The sequence below is a fragment of the Pantoea sp. MBLJ3 genome (genome assembly GCF_000816655.1).
Taxonomy (GTDB): Bacteria; Pseudomonadota; Gammaproteobacteria; order Enterobacterales; family Enterobacteriaceae; genus Pantoea; species Pantoea eucalypti.
The window spans coordinates 58089-76089 of record NZ_JSUT01000012.1; the positions used below are offsets into that span (position 1 = coordinate 58089).

The window sequence follows — 18001 nt, forward strand, 5'->3', positions numbered from 1 at the left end:
CCATATAGGAAACAGGTAAGGGCGATAATTGGGGGAGGTGCCTAATGCTCAATCAAGAACTGGAACTCAGTTTAAATATGGCTTTCGCCAGAGCGCGTGAGCACCGTCATGAGTTTATGACCGTCGAGCATCTGTTACTGGCATTGCTCAGTAACCCGTCGGCCAGAGAGGCACTGGAAGCCTGTACGGTGGACATGGTGGCTCTGCGGCAGGAACTCGAAGCCTTCATCGAACAAACCACACCGGTGCTGCCTGCCAGTGAGGAGGAGCGTGATACTCAACCAACGCTCAGCTTCCAGCGCGTTCTGCAGCGCGCGGTTTTCCATGTCCAGTCATCCGGTCGCAGTGAAGTCACCGGGGCGAATGTGCTGGTCGCCATCTTCAGCGAGCAGGAGTCGCAAGCGGCCTATCTGTTACGCAAACATGAAGTCAGCCGCCTTGATGTGGTGAATTTCATCTCTCACGGTACGCGCAAAGACGAACCGGGCCAGGCGCCAGGCGCTGAAAACCCGGTTAACGAAGAGCAAGCAGGCGGGGAGGATCGTATGGAAAACTTCACCACCAATCTTAATCAGCTTGCTCGCGTCGGTGGGATTGATCCACTGATTGGTCGCGACAGAGAGCTGGAACGTACTATTCAGGTGCTGTGCCGTCGCCGTAAAAACAACCCGCTGCTGGTGGGGGAATCCGGTGTCGGTAAAACGGCTATCGCAGAAGGTCTCGCCTGGCGTATCGAGCAGGGCGATGTACCGGAAGTGATGAAAGATTGCACTATCTACTCGCTGGATATTGGTTCACTGCTGGCAGGCACCAAATATCGTGGTGACTTTGAGAAACGCTTCAAAGCGCTACTGAAACAGCTGGAGCAGGACGAACACAGCATTCTGTTTATTGATGAGATCCATACCATCATTGGTGCGGGTGCGGCATCAGGTGGCCAGGTAGACGCAGCGAACCTGATTAAACCGTTACTTTCTGGCGGTAAGATTCGGGTAATGGGGTCTACCACGTATCAGGAATTCAGCAACATCTTCGAAAAAGATCGTGCTCTGGCGCGTCGTTTCCAGAAGATCGATATCACTGAGCCTTCTGTTGAAGAAACCGTGCAGATCCTGAGCGGCCTGAAGACCAAGTATGAAGCCCACCATGATGTGCGGTATACCGCGAAAGCGGTGCGTGCAGCGGTGGAACTGGCAGTGAAATATATCAACGACCGTCATCTGCCTGACAAGGCGATTGACGTGATTGATGAAGCGGGTGCGCGTGCGCGCCTGATGCCTGCCAGCAAACGTAAGAAAACCATCAATGTTTCTGACATTGAAACTGTGGTGGCCCGCATTGCCCGTATTCCTGAACAAAGTGTGTCAGCAACCGATCGCGATACACTGAGAAATCTGGGCGAACGGCTCAAGATGCTGGTGTTTGGACAGGACAAAGCCATTGAGGTGCTGACGGAAGCGATCAAAATGAGCCGCGCCGGTCTGGGTCAGGATCGCAAGCCAGTTGGTTCCTTCCTGTTTGCCGGGCCAACCGGTGTGGGTAAAACGGAAGTGACTGTGCAGCTGGCGAAAGCGCTGGGTATTGAGCTGCTGCGTTTTGACATGTCCGAGTACATGGAGCGTCACACCGTCAGTCGTCTGATTGGTGCACCTCCGGGCTACGTCGGTTTTGATCAGGGCGGGCTGCTGACGGATGCGGTGATCAAGCATCCACATGCGGTGGTGTTGCTGGATGAGATCGAGAAAGCGCACCCGGATGTCTTCAACCTGCTGCTGCAGGTTATGGATAACGGCATGCTGACAGATAACAACGGTCGCAAAGCGGACTTCCGCAACGTGGTGCTGGTGATGACCACCAACGCCGGTGTGCGTGAGACGGAACGTAAGTCGATTGGCCTGATTCATCAGGACAACAGCACCGATGCGATGGAAGAGATCAAAAAGATCTTTACGCCAGAGTTCCGTAACCGTCTCGACAACATCATCTGGTTCAGTCACCTGTCACCAGAGGTGATCCATCAGGTGGTCGACAAATTTATTGTCGAGTTGCAGGCGCAGCTGGATGCGAAAGGTGTGTCGCTGGAAGTCAGTGATGAAGCGCGCGACTGGCTGGCTGAGAAGGGCTATGACAAAGCGATGGGCGCACGTCCGATGGCGCGCACCGTGCAGGACAGCCTGAAGAAACCGTTAGCCAATGAACTGCTGTTTGGTTCGCTGGTGGATGGTGGCTCGGTATCTGTTGCGCTGGATCGTGAGAAAGGTGAACTGACCTATCACTTCCTGAGTGCTGAGAAACGCAAAACCGAAGGCACTGTGCACTAATCACTTGCTGCAGATGTGAAAAAGGCCGGATATTGATATCCGGCCTTTTTTATCGCTTCAACATGCAGAGCGATGAAGTTACTGCAAATTAGCGACTACGGAAGACAATGCGGCCTTTGCTCAGGTCGTACGGGGTCAACTCAACGGTCACTTTGTCACCCGTCAGGATGCGGATGTAGTTTTTGCGCATTTTACCGGAGATGTGAGCAGTGACCACGTGTCCGTTCTCAAGTTCTACGCGGAACATGGTGTTAGGTAACGTATCCAGTACGGTACCTTGCATTTCAATATTGTCTTCTTTGGCCATCGAATCCTCTGGGTGTACTACCTTTCAGTTGAACCGGCAAGATAATGCCCAATTCAACGATTTATGTAAAGAACCGTCGGCGATTTTGCCAACGCTTTGCCGGGGTGCACGTCAGTTACGTGCATCCGGTAAAATTAGGGTGTTTATGGTGGCGTCTGCAGGGGATTAGCGGGCTAAGAATCTGTATCAACCGGTAACACGCGCACGATTGAAAACAGTTCCGAGAGTGCGTTGAGATTCCCAGCCTGGCAATTCCGGCTCGTTATTGCGAAGCGCGGACGACATACCAAACTCGACTATTATACCACTTATGCGCCTTTATGTGTGCAAAACATCTCAGTAGCACTAAAAAAGCGTTTGTGTCTGCCAGCATCCATCGCTGACCGGCTGACTGGCAAGGCTTTGTACATATTGCAGATAATCAGCGCGCGGGATTTCCTGCGCGCCTAATGACGCGGTGTGGGGATTAAGCACCTGGCAATCCACCAGACGGCCCTGATGTCGGATAAAATGCTGACAAAATACCCAAAGTGCGGTTTTAGAGGCATTCTGCTGACGGCTGAACATCGATTCGCCGCAGAAGATTTGCCCCATCGCCAGGCCATACATGCCACCCACCAGCTGATGTTCATCCCACACTTCAATGGAGTGGGCATGGCCCAGCTCATACAATCGCAACCAGGCGCGCTTCATTTCAAAAGTAATCCAGGTGCCTTCTTCGCGACCGGTAGCGCAGCCCTCGATCACCTCGTCGAATGACTCGTTCATCGTTACCCGATAAGGTGAACGGCTGTGAAAGCGTTTCATGCTACGACTCAGGTGAAACTGCTCGGGCAACAGGACTGCTCGGGGATCGGGTGACCACCAGAGGATGGGATCGCCGGGGGAAAACCATGGAAAAATGCCGCACTGATAAGCATTTAGCAGCCGGGCAGGGGAGAGATCCCCACCCATAGCCAGTAAGCCATTTGGCTCACGAAGTGCCATTTCAGGTGGGGGAAATTGCAGAGATTCCCGTGACAGTTGTACCAGTCTCATCGCGTTGCGTTACTCATCAGCATTTCGCTATGACTATAACGCAATCCGCTGCCGGAAACGCCAGTAGCGGCCCGCTTTTGAGATTAATTCCGCATGGCTACCCTGTTCAACAATGGCACCATTATCCATTACGCAGATGCGATCCATCAGCTCCAGGCCGCTGAGACGATGCGTGACCATGATCATCGTCTTCCCGGCGGTCAACTGCTGGAGCAGCGTCAGAATATGCTGCTCGGTAGTGGCATCCAGCCCTTCAGTAGGTTCATCCAGCAGCCAGAGATCGCCGTCATGTAACAATGCGCGCGCCAGCGCCAGCCGGCGCAGTTCGCCGCCCGACAGCGGGCGACCACCTTCCCCCATCCAGGCGTTCAGGCCTTCCTGATTTTCAAGCAGGCGCTGCAGGCCCACGTCGTTGAGTGCGCGAGTTAACTGCTCATCACTGGCATCAGGGCAAGCCAGCAGTAAATTATCGCGCAGGCTCTGGCTGAAGAGGTGAACCCGCTGCGTTACCACGCTGATGCGCTGGCGCAACGCGGGTTCTGACCATTCGCGAATCGGCCGATCATTTAAACTGATAACGCCGTGCTGGCTCTCCCAGCCACGGGTTAACAGCGCCAGCAATGTTGATTTTCCGCAGCCGGTCGGCCCCAGCAGCGCAATATGCTCACCGGCTGCTATGGAGAGGGTACAGCGGTTTAGCACCTTATCCGGACGGTCGGGATAGCTGAAGTCGAGCTGATCGATCCCGATCGAAAGAGGTCCCGGTCGGGCCTCGGAATGTGCCGGGAAAGTGATCGCAGGAGACTGGTCGATAATGTCATTGACTCTCTGAGCGGCGTTTATCACCTGTGACATAGGCAGGAAGGCGCCTGCTACCGGTGCCAGCGCTTCAAAGGCGGCCAGGGCGCAAAACACCACCAGCGCAATCAGCGAACCGGGTAACTGCTGTTCGCTGATGGTGGCGGCACTCAGCCAGAGCAGCAGTGTGACCGTTACACCGCTGATCAGCAGCAGCAGACTCTGTGCGGCGGCCTGTAAGCGTTGTTGTTGACTTTGTGCCTGCTGCCAGCGCTGTTCATCTTCATCGAGCTGCTGTCGCCATCCCTGCGAGGCACCGTACAATGTCAGTTCAGCCTGGGCCGCCAGCCACTGCATCAGTTGTAAGCGCCAGTGGGCACGACCCTGGGCAATGGCAACACCTGCCGGCGATCCCAGACGATAAAACAGGGCTGGCATCAGTACCAGCGTACTCAACATGATGCCGCCCAGCGTCAGTGCCAGATGAAAATTGATAAAACTCATCCCGAAGGTCACCACGACACTCACGATAAAAGCGCCAAGCAGTGGCGAGATGACGCGCAGATAGAGATGATCCAGCGTATCGACATCAGCCACAAAGCGGTTGAGCAGGTCCGCCTGCCGGAATCGCGAGAGCTGGCCAGGGGAAAGGGCCATCAGGCGGCTGAACGTGTGGACACGCAAGTGCTGAAGCACCCTGAACGTTGCATCGTGGCTGACCAGCCGTTCAGCATAGCGTGCGGCGGTGCGAATGATGGCTGCGCCACGGACGCCTGCCGCAGGCAGCATGTAGTTAAAGGTATAGAGACCCGCGACACCGGCCACTGAGGAGGCGGCCAGAAACCAGCCAGAGAGCGTCAGCAGGCCAATGCTGGCCAGCAGGGTAACAATCGCCAGCACGATGCCCAGCGTCAGGCGAAAAGGGTGGCGCAACCAGAGACGAAGAAAAGGACGCAAGGCGGACATCAGCGGATCTCCTGTTGGCGATGCTTCAGCATCTCGCTAAAGGCACCTGGCTGTTGTGACAGCTGCTGCCAGTTACCCTGCTGGACCAGCTTACCCGCTTCCATCACCCAGAGGGTCTGCCAGCGGCTTAGCGTATCGATCTGATGAGTAATCATCAGTGTGGTCTGCCGATCTGCCGCCTCGTTCAGCGCCAGCATCACATGGCGTTCGCTGAGTGAATCCAGGCTGGCTGCCGGTTCATCAAGCAGCAAAAAATGTGAGGTTTTATAGAGTGCACGTGCAACCGCGACCCGTTGCGCCTGGCCCACCGACAGCTGATGACCGCCATCGCCAGGCGGGGTCTCAATGCCTAAGGGCAGACGCGGCAGGAACTCATTGATGCCGCACGCTTCCAGCAGTGCTGCAAAGCGCTCGCTGTCCCAGGCGGCATTCATCAGGATGTTGTCGCGCAAGGTGCTGGCCGGTAATTGAGGATTCTGTCCTACCCAACTCAGTTGCTGATGCCAGTCGCTCCGTCGTATATCGCGCAGTTCGACGCCATTGACTTTCAGCGAGCCCTGATAGGGCAGAAACCCGAGCAGAGCGTTCATCAGTGCCGTTTTACCCGCCCCGCTTTGACCGACCAGCGCAATCTGCTCACCCGCAGCAATGGTAAAAGTTAGAGGGCCACACAGCACCTGGCCATCAGGTGCGCAGACACAGAGATCGTCAGCGCTTAGCGCGATTGCGCGATCGGTAGTGAAAGGGCGCTGGCCTCTCTGCGGGGCGGCGTCGGGCGTCGCCTGCATAAAGGCTTCAAGCGCATCGGCACCGCCCACCGCCTGCGCTTTGGCGTGATAGAACGCACCGAGATCGCGCAGTGGCTGGAAAAACTCCGGAGCGAGGATCAGCACCAGGAAGCCGGCAAACAGCGTCACGCCCTGGCCATACGCACCGAAATGCAATTCGCCCAGATAGGAGAAACCAAAATAGACGGCCACCACGGCAATCGCTAACGAGGCAAAAAACTCCAGTACGGCGGAGGAGAGAAAGGCGAGGCGCAGCACTTCCATGGTGCGCTGGCGAAAATCGGTGGTGGCGGCGGCAACGGCCTGCTGTTCTGCTTCACCACGATGAAACAGTCGCAGCGTCTCTCTGCCGCGCAGGCGGTCCAGAAAATTCCCGCTCAGGCGAGCCAGTACCAGAAAGTTTCGGCGGTTGGCCTCGGCAGCACCCATTCCAGCCAGCGCCATAAACAGCGGTATCAACGGCGCGGTGGCAAAAAGAATCAGACCTGCCGTCCAGTTCAACGGGAAAATGGTCAGCAGAATGCAGCAGGGGATCACGACTGCCAGTGTCATCTGCGGCAGATAACGGGCGTAATACTCCTGCATCTCTTCGATCTGTTCCAGCAACAGCGTTGCCCAGCTACCGGCTGGCCTTCCCTGAATCCACGCCGGGCCGAGATCAGATAACCGGTCAAGAACCTGCTGTCGTAAAGCCTGGCGGATAGCCTGCCCGGCACGGTAACCGGTCAGTTCGCGGGCGTAGTTAATCAGGGCACGGAGCACAAAGCAGAGCAGTAATAGCAGGATGCTGACCGTCAGCGTTTCGCGCGGCTGTTGATCAATAATCAGCGCCTGAAGCAGCGAGGCCAGTAAACCGGCCTGGGCAATGATCAGCAGTGCACTCGCCGTGCCGAGCAGCGTGTTGAGTCGCAACCAGCGACCGGCGAAACGACGTTGCTGACGAAGCCAGCGGGTAAGATGCTGCTGCCGCGATTTGTCCATGCGAGACCATGATAAATGTCGATGATGGGGGAAAATGGAAAGACATTTCCATCTCTTCAGGCGCAAGAATCTAGCATGAGAGCAATAAAAAAGGCGACGGAAAAACCGTCGCCTGGAACATTTGAGATCAGAGGGTTAACAACTTACTGATCGTTTTTAACTAACCCGTCAAGAAAACGCTCGGCGTCTAACGCAGCCATGCAGCCAGTGCCCGCAGAGGTAATCGCCTGACGATAGATATGGTCCATCACATCACCTGCTGCAAAAACGCCAGGGATGCTGGTCTGGGTGGCGTTGCCGTGTAAACCGGACTGAACTTTGATGTATCCGTTCTCCAGCGCCAGCTGACCTTCAAAGATGGCCGTATTCGGGCTGTGCCCGATAGCAACAAACAGACCCGCCACTTCCAGTGCTTCCGTCTCATCACTGTTCTGGGTAGAACGCAGCGTCAGACCTGTCACGCCCATCTGATCGCCTACCACTTCTTCAAGCGTGCGATGAGTGTGCAGCACGATATTGCCGTTACGCACTTTTTCCATCAGGCGGTCAATCAGGATCTTCTCAGCGCGGAAGCTGTCACGACGGTGAATCAGGTGCACTTCAGCGGCAATGTTCGCCAGATAAAGTGCTTCTTCAACGGCCGTGTTGCCACCGCCAATCACCGCGACTTTCTGATTGCGATAGAAAAAGCCGTCACAGGTTGCGCAGGCAGAAACGCCTTTGCCTTTGAACGCCTCTTCAGATGGCAGGCCCAGATAACGTGCCGACGCACCCGTTGCGATGATAAGCGCATCTGCTGTGTATTCGCCGCTATCGCCAGTGAGGCGGAACGGACGATTCTGCAGATCCACCGTGTGGATGTGATCAAAAATGATCTCAGTATTGAATTTTTCGGCATGCTCGTGCATGCGCTCCATCAGCGATGGACCTGTCAGATCGTGCGGGTCGCCCGGCCAGTTTTCCACTTCAGTGGTCGTGGTCAGCTGTCCGCCTTTTTCCAGACCCGTGATCAATACGGGGTTCAGGTTGGCGCGTGCAGCATAAACGGCTGCGGTATAACCCGCTGGGCCAGAGCCCAGAATGAGTAACTTACTGTGTTTGGCCGTACTCATGCGTTCCTCAGTTTCATTCGGCTGACATAGCCTGCGATTGTAGGGAATATCCGGCGACAATGACAAGGCTTAGCCAATTTTGTTAACGATAGCTGCAAATGGCGTAGACGATGAACGGCAGTTTTGCCTGGCGAATGCGCCAAAAGGGGGCAAAACTCGGGCTGAATGAGTGCAAAAGTGCAAAAATACTCATTTAAAAACAGATACCCAGCTAACTGTCTGGCATCTTGTCCTGAATTTGGTGATTTTACTTTGACAATCGCCTGCGCTTTTGCGAAAACATTATCAGAAGCGAATAACATTTATCGGAACAAAACAGGTTTTCCTCGCCTGTTTTGCACTTAACGCCGAATAAAAGCAGCCTGATATGGATAATGACGCATGATGTGGACAGACAATATGCGTCATGTCGATAGATTTCAGAACACAGGCTCTGTTAGCTCACTTCAGAAATGCCCCGAACAATGAGCGTTTTCAGGGCGTGGCAGGTAAAGGGAAGGAATTAAGAGAGACAATAATAATGGTAGACAATAAGAAACGCCCCGGAAAAGATCTCGACAGAATTGACAGGAACATTCTGAATGAACTTCAGAAAGATGGTCGCATTTCAAACGTAGAGCTTTCCAAACGCGTAGGCTTATCGCCTACGCCATGTCTTGAACGCGTGCGTCGTCTTGAACGTCAGGGATTTATTCTTGGCTATACCGCGCAGTTGAACCCGCACTATCTTGATGCATCGCTACTGGTATTCGTTGAGATTACTCTGAATCGTGGTGCGCCGGATGTGTTTGAGCAATTTAACGCCGCTGTGCAAAAACTTGAGGAAACTCAAGAGTGTCACCTTGTTTCCGGCGATTTCGACTACCTGCTGAAAACGCGCGTACCTGATATGTCTGCCTACCGTAAGTTGCTGGGTGAAACCCTGTTGCGCCTGCCCGGCGTAAACGACACGCGAACTTACGTGGTGATGGAAGAGGTCAAACAGAGCAATCGACTGGTGATCAAAACCCGCTGATGCGGGGCAGGTGCAAAACCTGTTAGATTTCGGTACACTCCTGTGAATTCATACAGGATCAGCGTCGGGCTCGCCCGGCGCTGTTGCTTCTTACTTTACAGGCACCTGGAGAGTCCTCTTGAGCCAGGAATATACAGAAGATAAAGACGTTTCGTTACAATCGCTGAGCAGTGGACGTCGTCTGCTGGAAGCGTTGCTTATTCTGGTGGCGCTGTTTGCCATCTACCTGATGGTTTCTTTAGTCAGTTTTAACCCTTCCGACCCGAGCTGGTCGCAAACGGCCTGGCATGAACCTATCCACAATATCGGCGGCAGCGTCGGTGCCTGGCTGGCTGACACCTTACTCTTCATCTTTGGTGTGATGGCGTACGCCATTCCGCCCGTCATCCTGGGTCTGTGCTGGATTGCTTTCCGTCAGCGCGACAGCCAGGACTACTTTGACTACTTTGCTGTCGGGCTGCGCTTAATTGGCGTCCTGGCACTGGTGGTGACGACCTGTGGTATGGCGGCGCTAAATGCCGATGATATCTGGTACTTCGCCTCAGGCGGCGTGATTGGTAGCCTGGTGAGTAATGCGATTGCCCCCTGGTTCAGTCCAGCGGGTGGCACGCTTATGCTGCTTTGCGTCTGGGCGGCGGGCATTACCCTTTACACCGGCTGGTCATGGCTCACCATCGCAGAAAGAATTGGTGGCGTGGTGATGGGCGTGCTGACGTTTGCCAGCAACCGTTCACGTCACGATGAACCCTGGCAGGAAGAGGATGACGAGCAGGACGCGCATGAATACGCGGATGTGCCTGAACTGCATGCTACCGATCAGGATGAAGATGTGCTGCTTTCTGCTCCACGTGCAGCCGCCCAGCCTGCGGCGTCACAGCCGGATCCTCTGCTGGCTAAAGCGGCAGCAGCAACCAGCGCGGCGGTAGCGGCAACGGCGGAAGCCGCAGAGGTGACGCTCGCGCCGGCTGCTCCGGTAACGCCTGCCGCTGTTGCAGCGCCTTCTGCGGCGGCATCTGCGCCTGCAGCTATGCCAGCATCGCCGACGGCACAACCCGCGCCTGCGGCCGTGCAGAGCGCGCCAGCATCCTATGGTGCAGCAACGGCTCCGACTCCGGCGCAGAGTGCTTCTGCACCTGCGACCTCACCACCGCTTTATCACTTTGAAATGCCGGACGAGGCCCCGGCTGCGCCGTCGTTCAGTGCTTACGACGACGATGAACCTAAAATGGGGAACTGGCGCGACACACCAGCAATGCCTGCGGCTCCTGCAGCTGCGGCCGCCGTCGCTGCCACTGCGGCCCAGGCGACCACGCGTACTGCCCCTGTTTTCGATTTAGCCCCTGAAACCAATCCCAACCCGCAGGTTAAGCAGGGCATCGGACCGGCGCTACCGCGTCCTAACCCGGTAAAACTGCCAACCCGTCGTGAGCTGGCCTCTTATGGCATTAAATTGCCTTCTCAGCGCATGGCTGAAGAGAAAGCAAAAACGGAAGAGAGCGAAACGGCCCCGGCTGGATCAGTTTCTGCTGCACCTGATGCTGAAGAGGCGCTGCAGCAGGCTGAACTGCGTCAGGCCTTCCAGTCTGAACAGCAGCAGCGTTATGGCACCAGCTGGCAGCAGGACGAGGAAGATGAGCAGGATGCTCAGCATCAGGATGCACTGGCACGTCAGTTCGCCGAGCAGCAGCAACAGCGCTATGAACCTGAAGTGAAAAAAGAGCCGGTATTTAATATTGATACCGCCTCAGCGTTTGATTTTTCACCGATGAAAGATCTGGTGGATGACGGCCCGTCTGAACCGCTGTTTACGATTGCCGCGACGCCAGAACCGGAAGCTCCTGCGGTTTCACACGAACCATGGCAGCAGGTGAGTGAGGTTTCACAACCTCAGGCTCCGGCTCAGGTTCCTGCACCTGACCGCTTTATCCCGGCAGAATCAGATTACAGTACGCCAGCAGCCTCGTCTGAGCCTGTGTATGCAGCGCCTGCAGCACCCTCTGCGCCCGCTTATGGTGCGCCAGTGGCTTCTCAGGCTCCGGCTTATCCTGCTCCCGCTTATGGTTCGCCAGCCGCCGTGCCGGCTCAGCCGGTTGAAGAAGCGAAACCTTCGCTGCATGACAGCCTGATTCATCCGTTCCTGATGCGCCATGAACAGCCTCTGGAGAAACCGTCTACACCACTGCCTTCACTGGATCTGCTGACTGCGCCACCTGAAGAAGAAGAGCCGGTGGACATGTTTTCGCTGGAGCAGACCGCCCGTCTGGTTGAGTCGCGCCTGGGTGATTATCGTGTGAAAGCGGAAGTGGTTGGCATCTCGCCTGGCCCGGTTATTACCCGTTTTGAACTCGACCTGGCACCTGGCGTGAAAGCGGCGCGTATTTCAAACCTGTCGCGTGATTTAGCACGTTCGCTGTCCACGGTTGCGGTTCGTGTGGTGGAAGTGATTCCAGGCAAGCCTTACGTGGGTCTGGAACTGCCTAACAAGCATCGTCAGACAGTCTATCTGCGTGAAGTACTGGATTGCCCTAAATTCCGCGACAATCCGTCACCGCTGGCTGTTGTGCTGGGTAAAGATATTGCGGGTCAGCCTGTCGTCGCCGATCTGGCGAAAATGCCGCACTTACTGGTAGCCGGTACCACCGGTTCCGGTAAATCTGTGGGTGTGAACGCCATGATTATCAGCATGCTTTATAAGGCGACGCCGGAAGAAGTTCGCTTCATCATGATCGACCCGAAAATGCTGGAGCTGTCGGTCTACGAAGGCATCCCACACCTGCTGACCGAAGTCGTCACAGACATGAAAGATGCCGCCAATGCGCTGCGCTGGAGTGTTGGCGAAATGGAGCGTCGCTATAAGCTGATGTCGGCGCTGGGCGTGCGTAACCTGGCAGGTTACAACGAGAAAGTGGAACAGGCTGAAGCGATGGGCCGTCCGATTCCCGATCCGTTCTGGAAGCCGGGCGACAGTATGGATATGACGCCGCCGGTCCTGGAAAAACTGCCTTACATCGTGGTAATGGTCGATGAGTTTGCCGACCTGATCATGGCAGTGGGTAAAAAAGTTGAAGAGTTGATTGCGCGTCTGGCACAGAAAGCCCGAGCCGCAGGTATCCACCTGGTGCTGGCAACACAGCGCCCATCCGTGGATGTGATTACTGGCCTGATCAAAGCGAACATCCCGACGCGTATCGCCTTTACCGTGTCGAGCAAGATTGACTCACGTACCATTCTCGATCAGGGCGGCGCGGAGTCACTGCTGGGGATGGGTGACATGCTCTATATGCCGCCAAACTCCTCCCTGCCTATTCGTGTGCACGGTGCCTTTGTTCGTGACCAGGAAGTGCATGCCGTGGTTCAGGACTGGAAAGCGCGTGGGCGTCCGCAATATATCGACAGCATTACCGCGGGCGAAGAGAGCGAAAGTGCCGGTGGCATCGACAGTGATGAAGAGCTCGATCCGCTGTTCGACCAGGCAGTCGGCTTTGTGGTTGATAAACGTCGAGCATCGATTTCAGGCGTTCAGCGTCAGTTCCGCATTGGTTATAACCGTGCGGCACGTATCATTGAGCAGATGGAAGCGCAGGGCATTGTCTCTGCACCAGGCCACAATGGTAACCGTGAAGTCCTGTCTCCGCCGCCACACGACATGTAGCAGTTAAATGTTTTGAAACACTACTCACTGAGCCAGTTCCGACTGGCTCATTGTTTTTTATACGGTTAAGCCCCATATCTGAATCAGCTTTCGGTTTTTTCTTCTGTTCTGATGGCGGAACGGCGACCAGGCTTAATGCAGTTATCGATGGGAACGTTTAAATAAGGAATTGAAGCAGATGAAATTACGCGTAATCGCTCTGGGCCTGTTGGCCACCTTTTCTTCAGCCAGCGTATTGGCTGATGCTTCCAGTGATCTGCAGCAGCGCCTGAATAAGGTCAGCAGCTTCCACGCCAGCTTCACGCAAAAAGTGACCGACAGCAGCGGCGCCAATGTGCAGGATGGCGAAGGCGAGTTGTGGGTTAAACGTCCCAGCCTGTTTAACTGGCACATGACCGCACCGGACGAAAGTATCATCATCTCCGACGGCAAATCGCTTTGGTTCTACAACCCGTTTGTTGAGCAGGCTACTGTCAGCCTGCTGCAGAATGCCACCAGCAACACGCCGTTTATGCTGATTGCCCGTAACCAGTCAAACGACTGGAAGCAATACAACATCAAACAGCAGGGTGACAATTTCGAACTGACGCCGAAAAACAGCGACGGCAACCTGAAACAGTTCACTATTCAGGTGACGTCCAGCGGCACCATTAACCGCTTCAGCGCGATTGAGCAGGATGGTCAGCGCAGCGATTACCAGCTGAAAAGCCAGCAGAATGGCGCGATCAGCCCGGATAAATTCACGTTCACACCGCCAAAAGGCGTGACGGTGGACGACCAACGTCAGTGAGGTCACGGTGAGTAACCTGTCCCTGGATTTTTCCACCGAGAATTTCAAACCTCTGGCCGCGCGTATGCGGCCAGAAACGTTGAAACAGTACATTGGTCAGCAGCATCTGCTGGGCGCGGGTAAACCGCTGCCGCGTGCGATTGAAGCCGGGCATCTGCATTCAATGATCTTATGGGGACCGCCCGGGACCGGCAAAACCACGCTGGCTGAGATCATCGCGCATTACGGTAATGCCGATGTAGAGCGTATCTCTGCAGTGACCTCCGGCGTGAAAGAGATCCGTGAAGCGATTGAGCGTGCCCGACAGAACAAACACGCCGGACGGCGCACTATTCTGTTTGTGGACGAGGTCCATCGGTTCAACAAGAGCCAGCAGGATGCTTTTTTGCCCCATATTGAAGATGGCACCATCACCTTTATTGGTGCCACCACCGAAAATCCCTCTTTCGAACTTAACTCCGCATTGCTGTCACGCGCCCGCGTTTACCTGCTGAAATCACTGACGCTCGAAGATATTGAGCAGGTGCTGGATCAGGCGATGCAGGATAAAGCGCGAGGTTATGGCGAGAGTGACATCGTGCTGCCGGATAATACCCGCAGGATGATTGCTGAACTGGTTAATGGTGATGCACGCCGGGCATTGAATACGCTGGAAATGATGGCAGATATGGCCGAAACCACCGCCTCAGGTCAGCGTGAACTGACGCCTCAGTTGCTTAACGAAGTCTCGGGTGAGCGATCCGCGCGTTTTGATAACAAAGGCGATCGTTTTTACGATCTGATTTCGGCGCTGCACAAATCGGTTCGCGGCTCCGCGCCAGATGCAGCGCTCTACTGGTATGCGCGCATCATCACCGCAGGCGGCGATCCGCTCTATGTGGCACGCCGGCTGCTGGCTATCGCCTCCGAAGATGTCGGCAATGCCGATCCACGCGGTATGCAGGTGGCGATTGCAGCCTGGGATTGCTTCACGCGCGTCGGTCCGGCAGAAGGGGAGCGCGCCATCGCTCAGGCCATTGTATATCTGGCCTGTGCGCCGAAAAGTAACGCGGTCTATAACGCCTTTAAAGCTGCGATGCGTGATGCGCGTGATAATCCTGATTACGATGTGCCGGAACATTTGCGCAACGCGCCGACTAAGCTGATGAAAGAGATGGGGCTGGGCAAAGAGTACCGTTATGCTCATGATGAAACCAACGCCTATGCTGCCGGTGAAGTCTATTTTCCAAAGGAACTGGCCAGCACGCGCTATTACACGCCAACCCAGCGCGGGCTTGAGGGTAAGATTGGTGAAAAGCTAAGCTGGCTGGCTGAGCAGGATCAAAATAGCCCGACAAAACGCTACCGCTGAAACAGACCTTACGGTAATGTGGGCAATGTTTTCAACGCATTCCACAGGAATGCGTCCCTTCTTTCAACCAACTTTTTATACACAGGATAAGCATGCTCGATCCCAATCTGCTGCGTAACGAGCCAGACGCAGTCGCAGAAAAACTGGCACGCCGGGGATACAAACTGGATGTGGAAACGCTGCGTTCGCTTGAAGAGCGTCGCAAAGTACTGCAGGTGGAAACAGAAAATTTGCAGGCAGAGCGTAACTCCCGATCCAAATCCATCGGTCAGGCCAAAGCACGTGGGGAAGACATCGAGCCGCTGCGCCAGGAAGTGAATGCGCTGGGCGAACGCCTGGATGCCGCTAAAGCAGAACTGGACGAACTGCAGAATCAAATTCGTGACTTCGCGCTGGCAATGCCGAACATTCCGGCAGACGAAGTGCCGCTGGGCAAAGATGACAGCGAAAACCAGGAAGTGAGCCGCTGGGGTACGCCGCGCGAGTTCAGTTTCCAGGTTAAAGATCACGTTGAGCTGGGTGAAGCGGCTAAAGGCCTGGATTTTGCGGCTGCCGTGAAACTGACCGGTTCGCGCTTTGTTGTCATGCAGGGGCAGATTGCCCGCCTGCACCGTGCACTGAGTCAGTTTATGATTGACCTGCACACTGAGCAGCATGGCTACCTTGAAACCTCCGTGCCTTACCTGGTTAACCACGCAACCCTTTACGGTACCGGACAGTTGCCTAAGTTTGGCGAAGACCTGTTCCACACCCGTCCGCTGGAAGAGGAGTCAGACAGCAGCAACTATGCACTGATTCCTACCGCGGAAGTGCCGCTGACCAACCTGGTGCGTGACGAGATCCTCGAAGAGGATACCCTGCCGGTTAAACTCACCGCACATACACCGTGCTTCCGTTCCGAAGCGGGTTCTTACGGTCGTGACACACGCGGTCTGATCCGTATGCACCAGTTCGACAAAGTTGAGATGGTGCAGATCGTTACCCCGGAACAGTCTATGGAGGCGCTTGAAGAGCTGACCGGCCACGCTGAAAAAGTTCTGCAACTGCTGAACCTGCCATACCGCAAGGTTTTACTCTGTACCGGCGATATGGGCTTCGGAGCGACTAAAACCTACGATCTGGAAGTCTGGTTACCGGCGCAGAACACCTACCGCGAGATTTCATCCTGTTCCAACATGGGTGATTTCCAGGCGCGTCGTATGCAGGCGCGTTGCCGTAACAAACAGGATAAGAAGCCGCGTCTGGTTCATACCCTGAATGGTTCAGGTCTGGCCGTCGGCCGTACCCTGGTGGCAGTGCTGGAAAACTATCAGCAGGAAGATGGTCGTATCGCCGTACCGGAAGTTTTACGCCCTTACATGAAGGGCGTCGAAATTATCGGCTAAGCAATCAGGTATCTGAAGACCCGGCCATGGCCGGGTTTTTTTATGTCCTGCATCTGAAAAATAGGATTTATATCTCGCTGATTTAATCACAAATAAACGTTATCGATAACAGATGTGCTGGAGTGCTTAAAAACCTAATTTTTCATAGAGATAGCATTTAGCCGCCTGTCGCTTAAGACGATTGTAACCCACTGAAGATTAGTAAATTAAATTGTCGGGCAGCAAAATGTGCTGCCGTTAAATTCCTTCCGTTGACTTTAAAAAAGCTAATGGCAAACTGCGCGCAATTTCCTTCATTTGCTCTGGTTTCTATCCACTATGTCAACCTGGTCACGCCCCGTGATACTGCTGCTTTGCGGCCTGATGTTAATGACTGTCGCAATTGCCGTGCTGAATACGCTCGTTCCACTGTGGCTGACGCATGACTTACTGACAACCTGGCAGGTGGGTATAGTAAGTTCGTCTTATTACACCGGTAATCTCGCAGGCACGCTGCTGGCTGGCTGGTTAATCAGACAGTACGGCTTCAATCGCAGCTATTACCTGGCTACCGTGATGTTTGCCGTCGCGACCCTGTGCCTGGCGATGATGTCGGGCTTCTGGGCCTGGAGTTCAATGCGATTCATCGCGGGTGTCGGCTGTGCGCTGATGTGGGTGGTGGTTGAGAGCGCACTTCTGTGCAGCGGCACGGTGCGTAATCGCGGACAACTGCTGGCGGCCTACATGGTTGTCTATTACATCGGTACTGTGACCGGCCAGTTACTGGTCAGCAAACTCTCTACGGAATTACTCAGCGTGATCCCGTGGGTAACCTCGCTGGTCTTCTGCGCCGTGCTGCCGCTGGTCTTTACCCGCGTTTCCAGTAATGGTGAAGCGACAGAGGCGGCTCCGGCCCGCATCTGGCCGATGCTGCGTCGTCGTAGTTCCCGCCTGGGTATTAATGGCTGCATCATCTCTGGCATCCTTCTGGGCTCGCTTTATGGCCTGATGCCGCTTTACCTGTCACATCAGGGAATGAGTGACGCAAATGTCGGTTACTGGATGGCGTTGCTGGTCAGCGCAGGTATTGTGGGCCAGTGGCCCGTTGGCCGCCTGGCTGATCGTTTTGGTCGCATGCTGGTGCTACGGGTTCAGGTTTTTGTCGTTATCCTGGGCGCGATGGCCATGTTGACCAATGCCGCGATGGCGCCTGCGCTGTTTGTGCTGGGCCTGGCAGGCTTCACACTCTATCCGGTGGCGATGTCCTGGGCTTGTGAGACGGTCGCCCACCATGAGCTGGTTGCAATGAACCAGGCGTTGCTGATGAGTTATACCGTAGGCAGTCTGGCTGGACCGGCAATGACCTCTGTTCTGATGCAGAATTATTCTGACCAGCTATTGTTCGTGATGATCGCGGCTGTGGCGCTGATTTATCTGGTTATGCTGCTGCGCAAAACGAATCATCAGGCTACGCCAGTGGCACATGCCTGATCGCCATTTGGCCAAAAGGGAGCATTA

At 55.0% G+C, this 18001-nt stretch carries 12 protein-coding genes; 7 read left to right on the plus strand and 5 right to left on the minus strand.

What is annotated here, in order from left to right:
* Nucleotides 1-44 precede the first annotated feature (44 nt).
* Nucleotides 45-2321, plus strand: a complete 2277-nt coding sequence (clpA, locus tag NP77_RS16715) for an ATP-dependent Clp protease ATP-binding subunit ClpA (protein WP_008925836.1) — start codon at nucleotides 45-47, stop codon at nucleotides 2319-2321.
* Nucleotides 2322-2409: 88 nt separating this feature from the next.
* On the opposite strand, the gene infA is transcribed toward clpA, so the two are convergent.
* From infA to trxB, 5 genes are all read right to left on the minus strand, one after another.
* Nucleotides 2410-2628 carry a translation initiation factor IF-1 gene (gene infA, locus NP77_RS16720; protein ID WP_002211347.1) on the minus strand — a complete coding sequence of 73 codons (219 nt, stop codon included), beginning with the start codon at nucleotides 2626-2628 and terminating at the stop codon, nucleotides 2410-2412.
* A gap of 345 nt (nucleotides 2629-2973) precedes the next feature.
* Entirely contained in the window at nucleotides 2974-3666 is a 693-nt protein-coding gene (gene aat / locus NP77_RS16725) for a leucyl/phenylalanyl-tRNA--protein transferase (RefSeq protein ID WP_003849322.1), read from the minus strand.
* A 33-nt stretch (nucleotides 3667-3699) separates the two neighbouring features.
* Nucleotides 3700-5430, minus strand: a complete 1731-nt coding sequence (gene cydC, locus NP77_RS16730; protein WP_039660925.1) for a cysteine/glutathione ABC transporter ATP-binding protein/permease CydC — start codon at nucleotides 5428-5430, stop codon at nucleotides 3700-3702.
* Nucleotides 5430-7199 carry a cysteine/glutathione ABC transporter permease/ATP-binding protein CydD gene (cydD, locus tag NP77_RS16735; RefSeq protein WP_039660927.1) on the minus strand — a complete coding sequence of 590 codons (1770 nt, stop codon included), beginning with the start codon at nucleotides 7197-7199 and terminating at the stop codon, nucleotides 5430-5432. Before cydD ends, cydC begins: the two co-directional genes overlap by 1 nt.
* Before the next feature lie 143 nt (nucleotides 7200-7342).
* Nucleotides 7343-8311, minus strand: coding sequence for a thioredoxin-disulfide reductase (trxB, locus tag NP77_RS16740; RefSeq protein ID WP_003849329.1), 969 nt, complete (start codon nucleotides 8309-8311; stop codon nucleotides 7343-7345).
* 520 nt (nucleotides 8312-8831) lie between these two features.
* Here trxB and lrp point away from each other — a divergent pair.
* The 6 genes from lrp to NP77_RS16770 all read left to right on the plus strand — a co-directional run bounded on the left by lrp (nucleotide 8832) and on the right by NP77_RS16770 (nucleotide 17974).
* Nucleotides 8832-9326, plus strand: a complete 495-nt coding sequence (gene lrp / locus NP77_RS16745) for a leucine-responsive transcriptional regulator Lrp (RefSeq protein WP_006118610.1) — start codon at nucleotides 8832-8834, stop codon at nucleotides 9324-9326.
* A gap of 118 nt (nucleotides 9327-9444) precedes the next feature.
* The gene (locus tag NP77_RS16750; RefSeq protein ID WP_039660929.1) at nucleotides 9445-12978 is read left to right on the plus strand and encodes a DNA translocase FtsK 4TM domain-containing protein; all 3534 of its coding nucleotides are present in this window, start codon (nucleotides 9445-9447) and stop codon (nucleotides 12976-12978) included.
* A gap of 178 nt (nucleotides 12979-13156) precedes the next feature.
* Entirely contained in the window at nucleotides 13157-13768 is a 612-nt protein-coding gene (gene lolA / locus NP77_RS16755) for an outer membrane lipoprotein chaperone LolA (protein WP_003849334.1), read from the plus strand.
* A gap of 7 nt (nucleotides 13769-13775) precedes the next feature.
* Nucleotides 13776-15119, plus strand: a complete 1344-nt coding sequence (locus NP77_RS16760; RefSeq protein WP_003849336.1) for a replication-associated recombination protein A — start codon at nucleotides 13776-13778, stop codon at nucleotides 15117-15119.
* Nucleotides 15120-15211: 92 nt separating this feature from the next.
* Nucleotides 15212-16504 carry a serine--tRNA ligase gene (gene serS / locus NP77_RS16765; protein ID WP_008925841.1) on the plus strand — a complete coding sequence of 431 codons (1293 nt, stop codon included), beginning with the start codon at nucleotides 15212-15214 and terminating at the stop codon, nucleotides 16502-16504.
* Between the two features lie 318 nt (nucleotides 16505-16822).
* Nucleotides 16823-17974 (plus strand): MFS transporter, encoded by a 1152-nt coding sequence (locus NP77_RS16770; RefSeq protein ID WP_003849339.1) that lies wholly within the window; start codon nucleotides 16823-16825, stop codon nucleotides 17972-17974.
* Nucleotides 17975-18001: the final 27 nt, after the last annotated feature.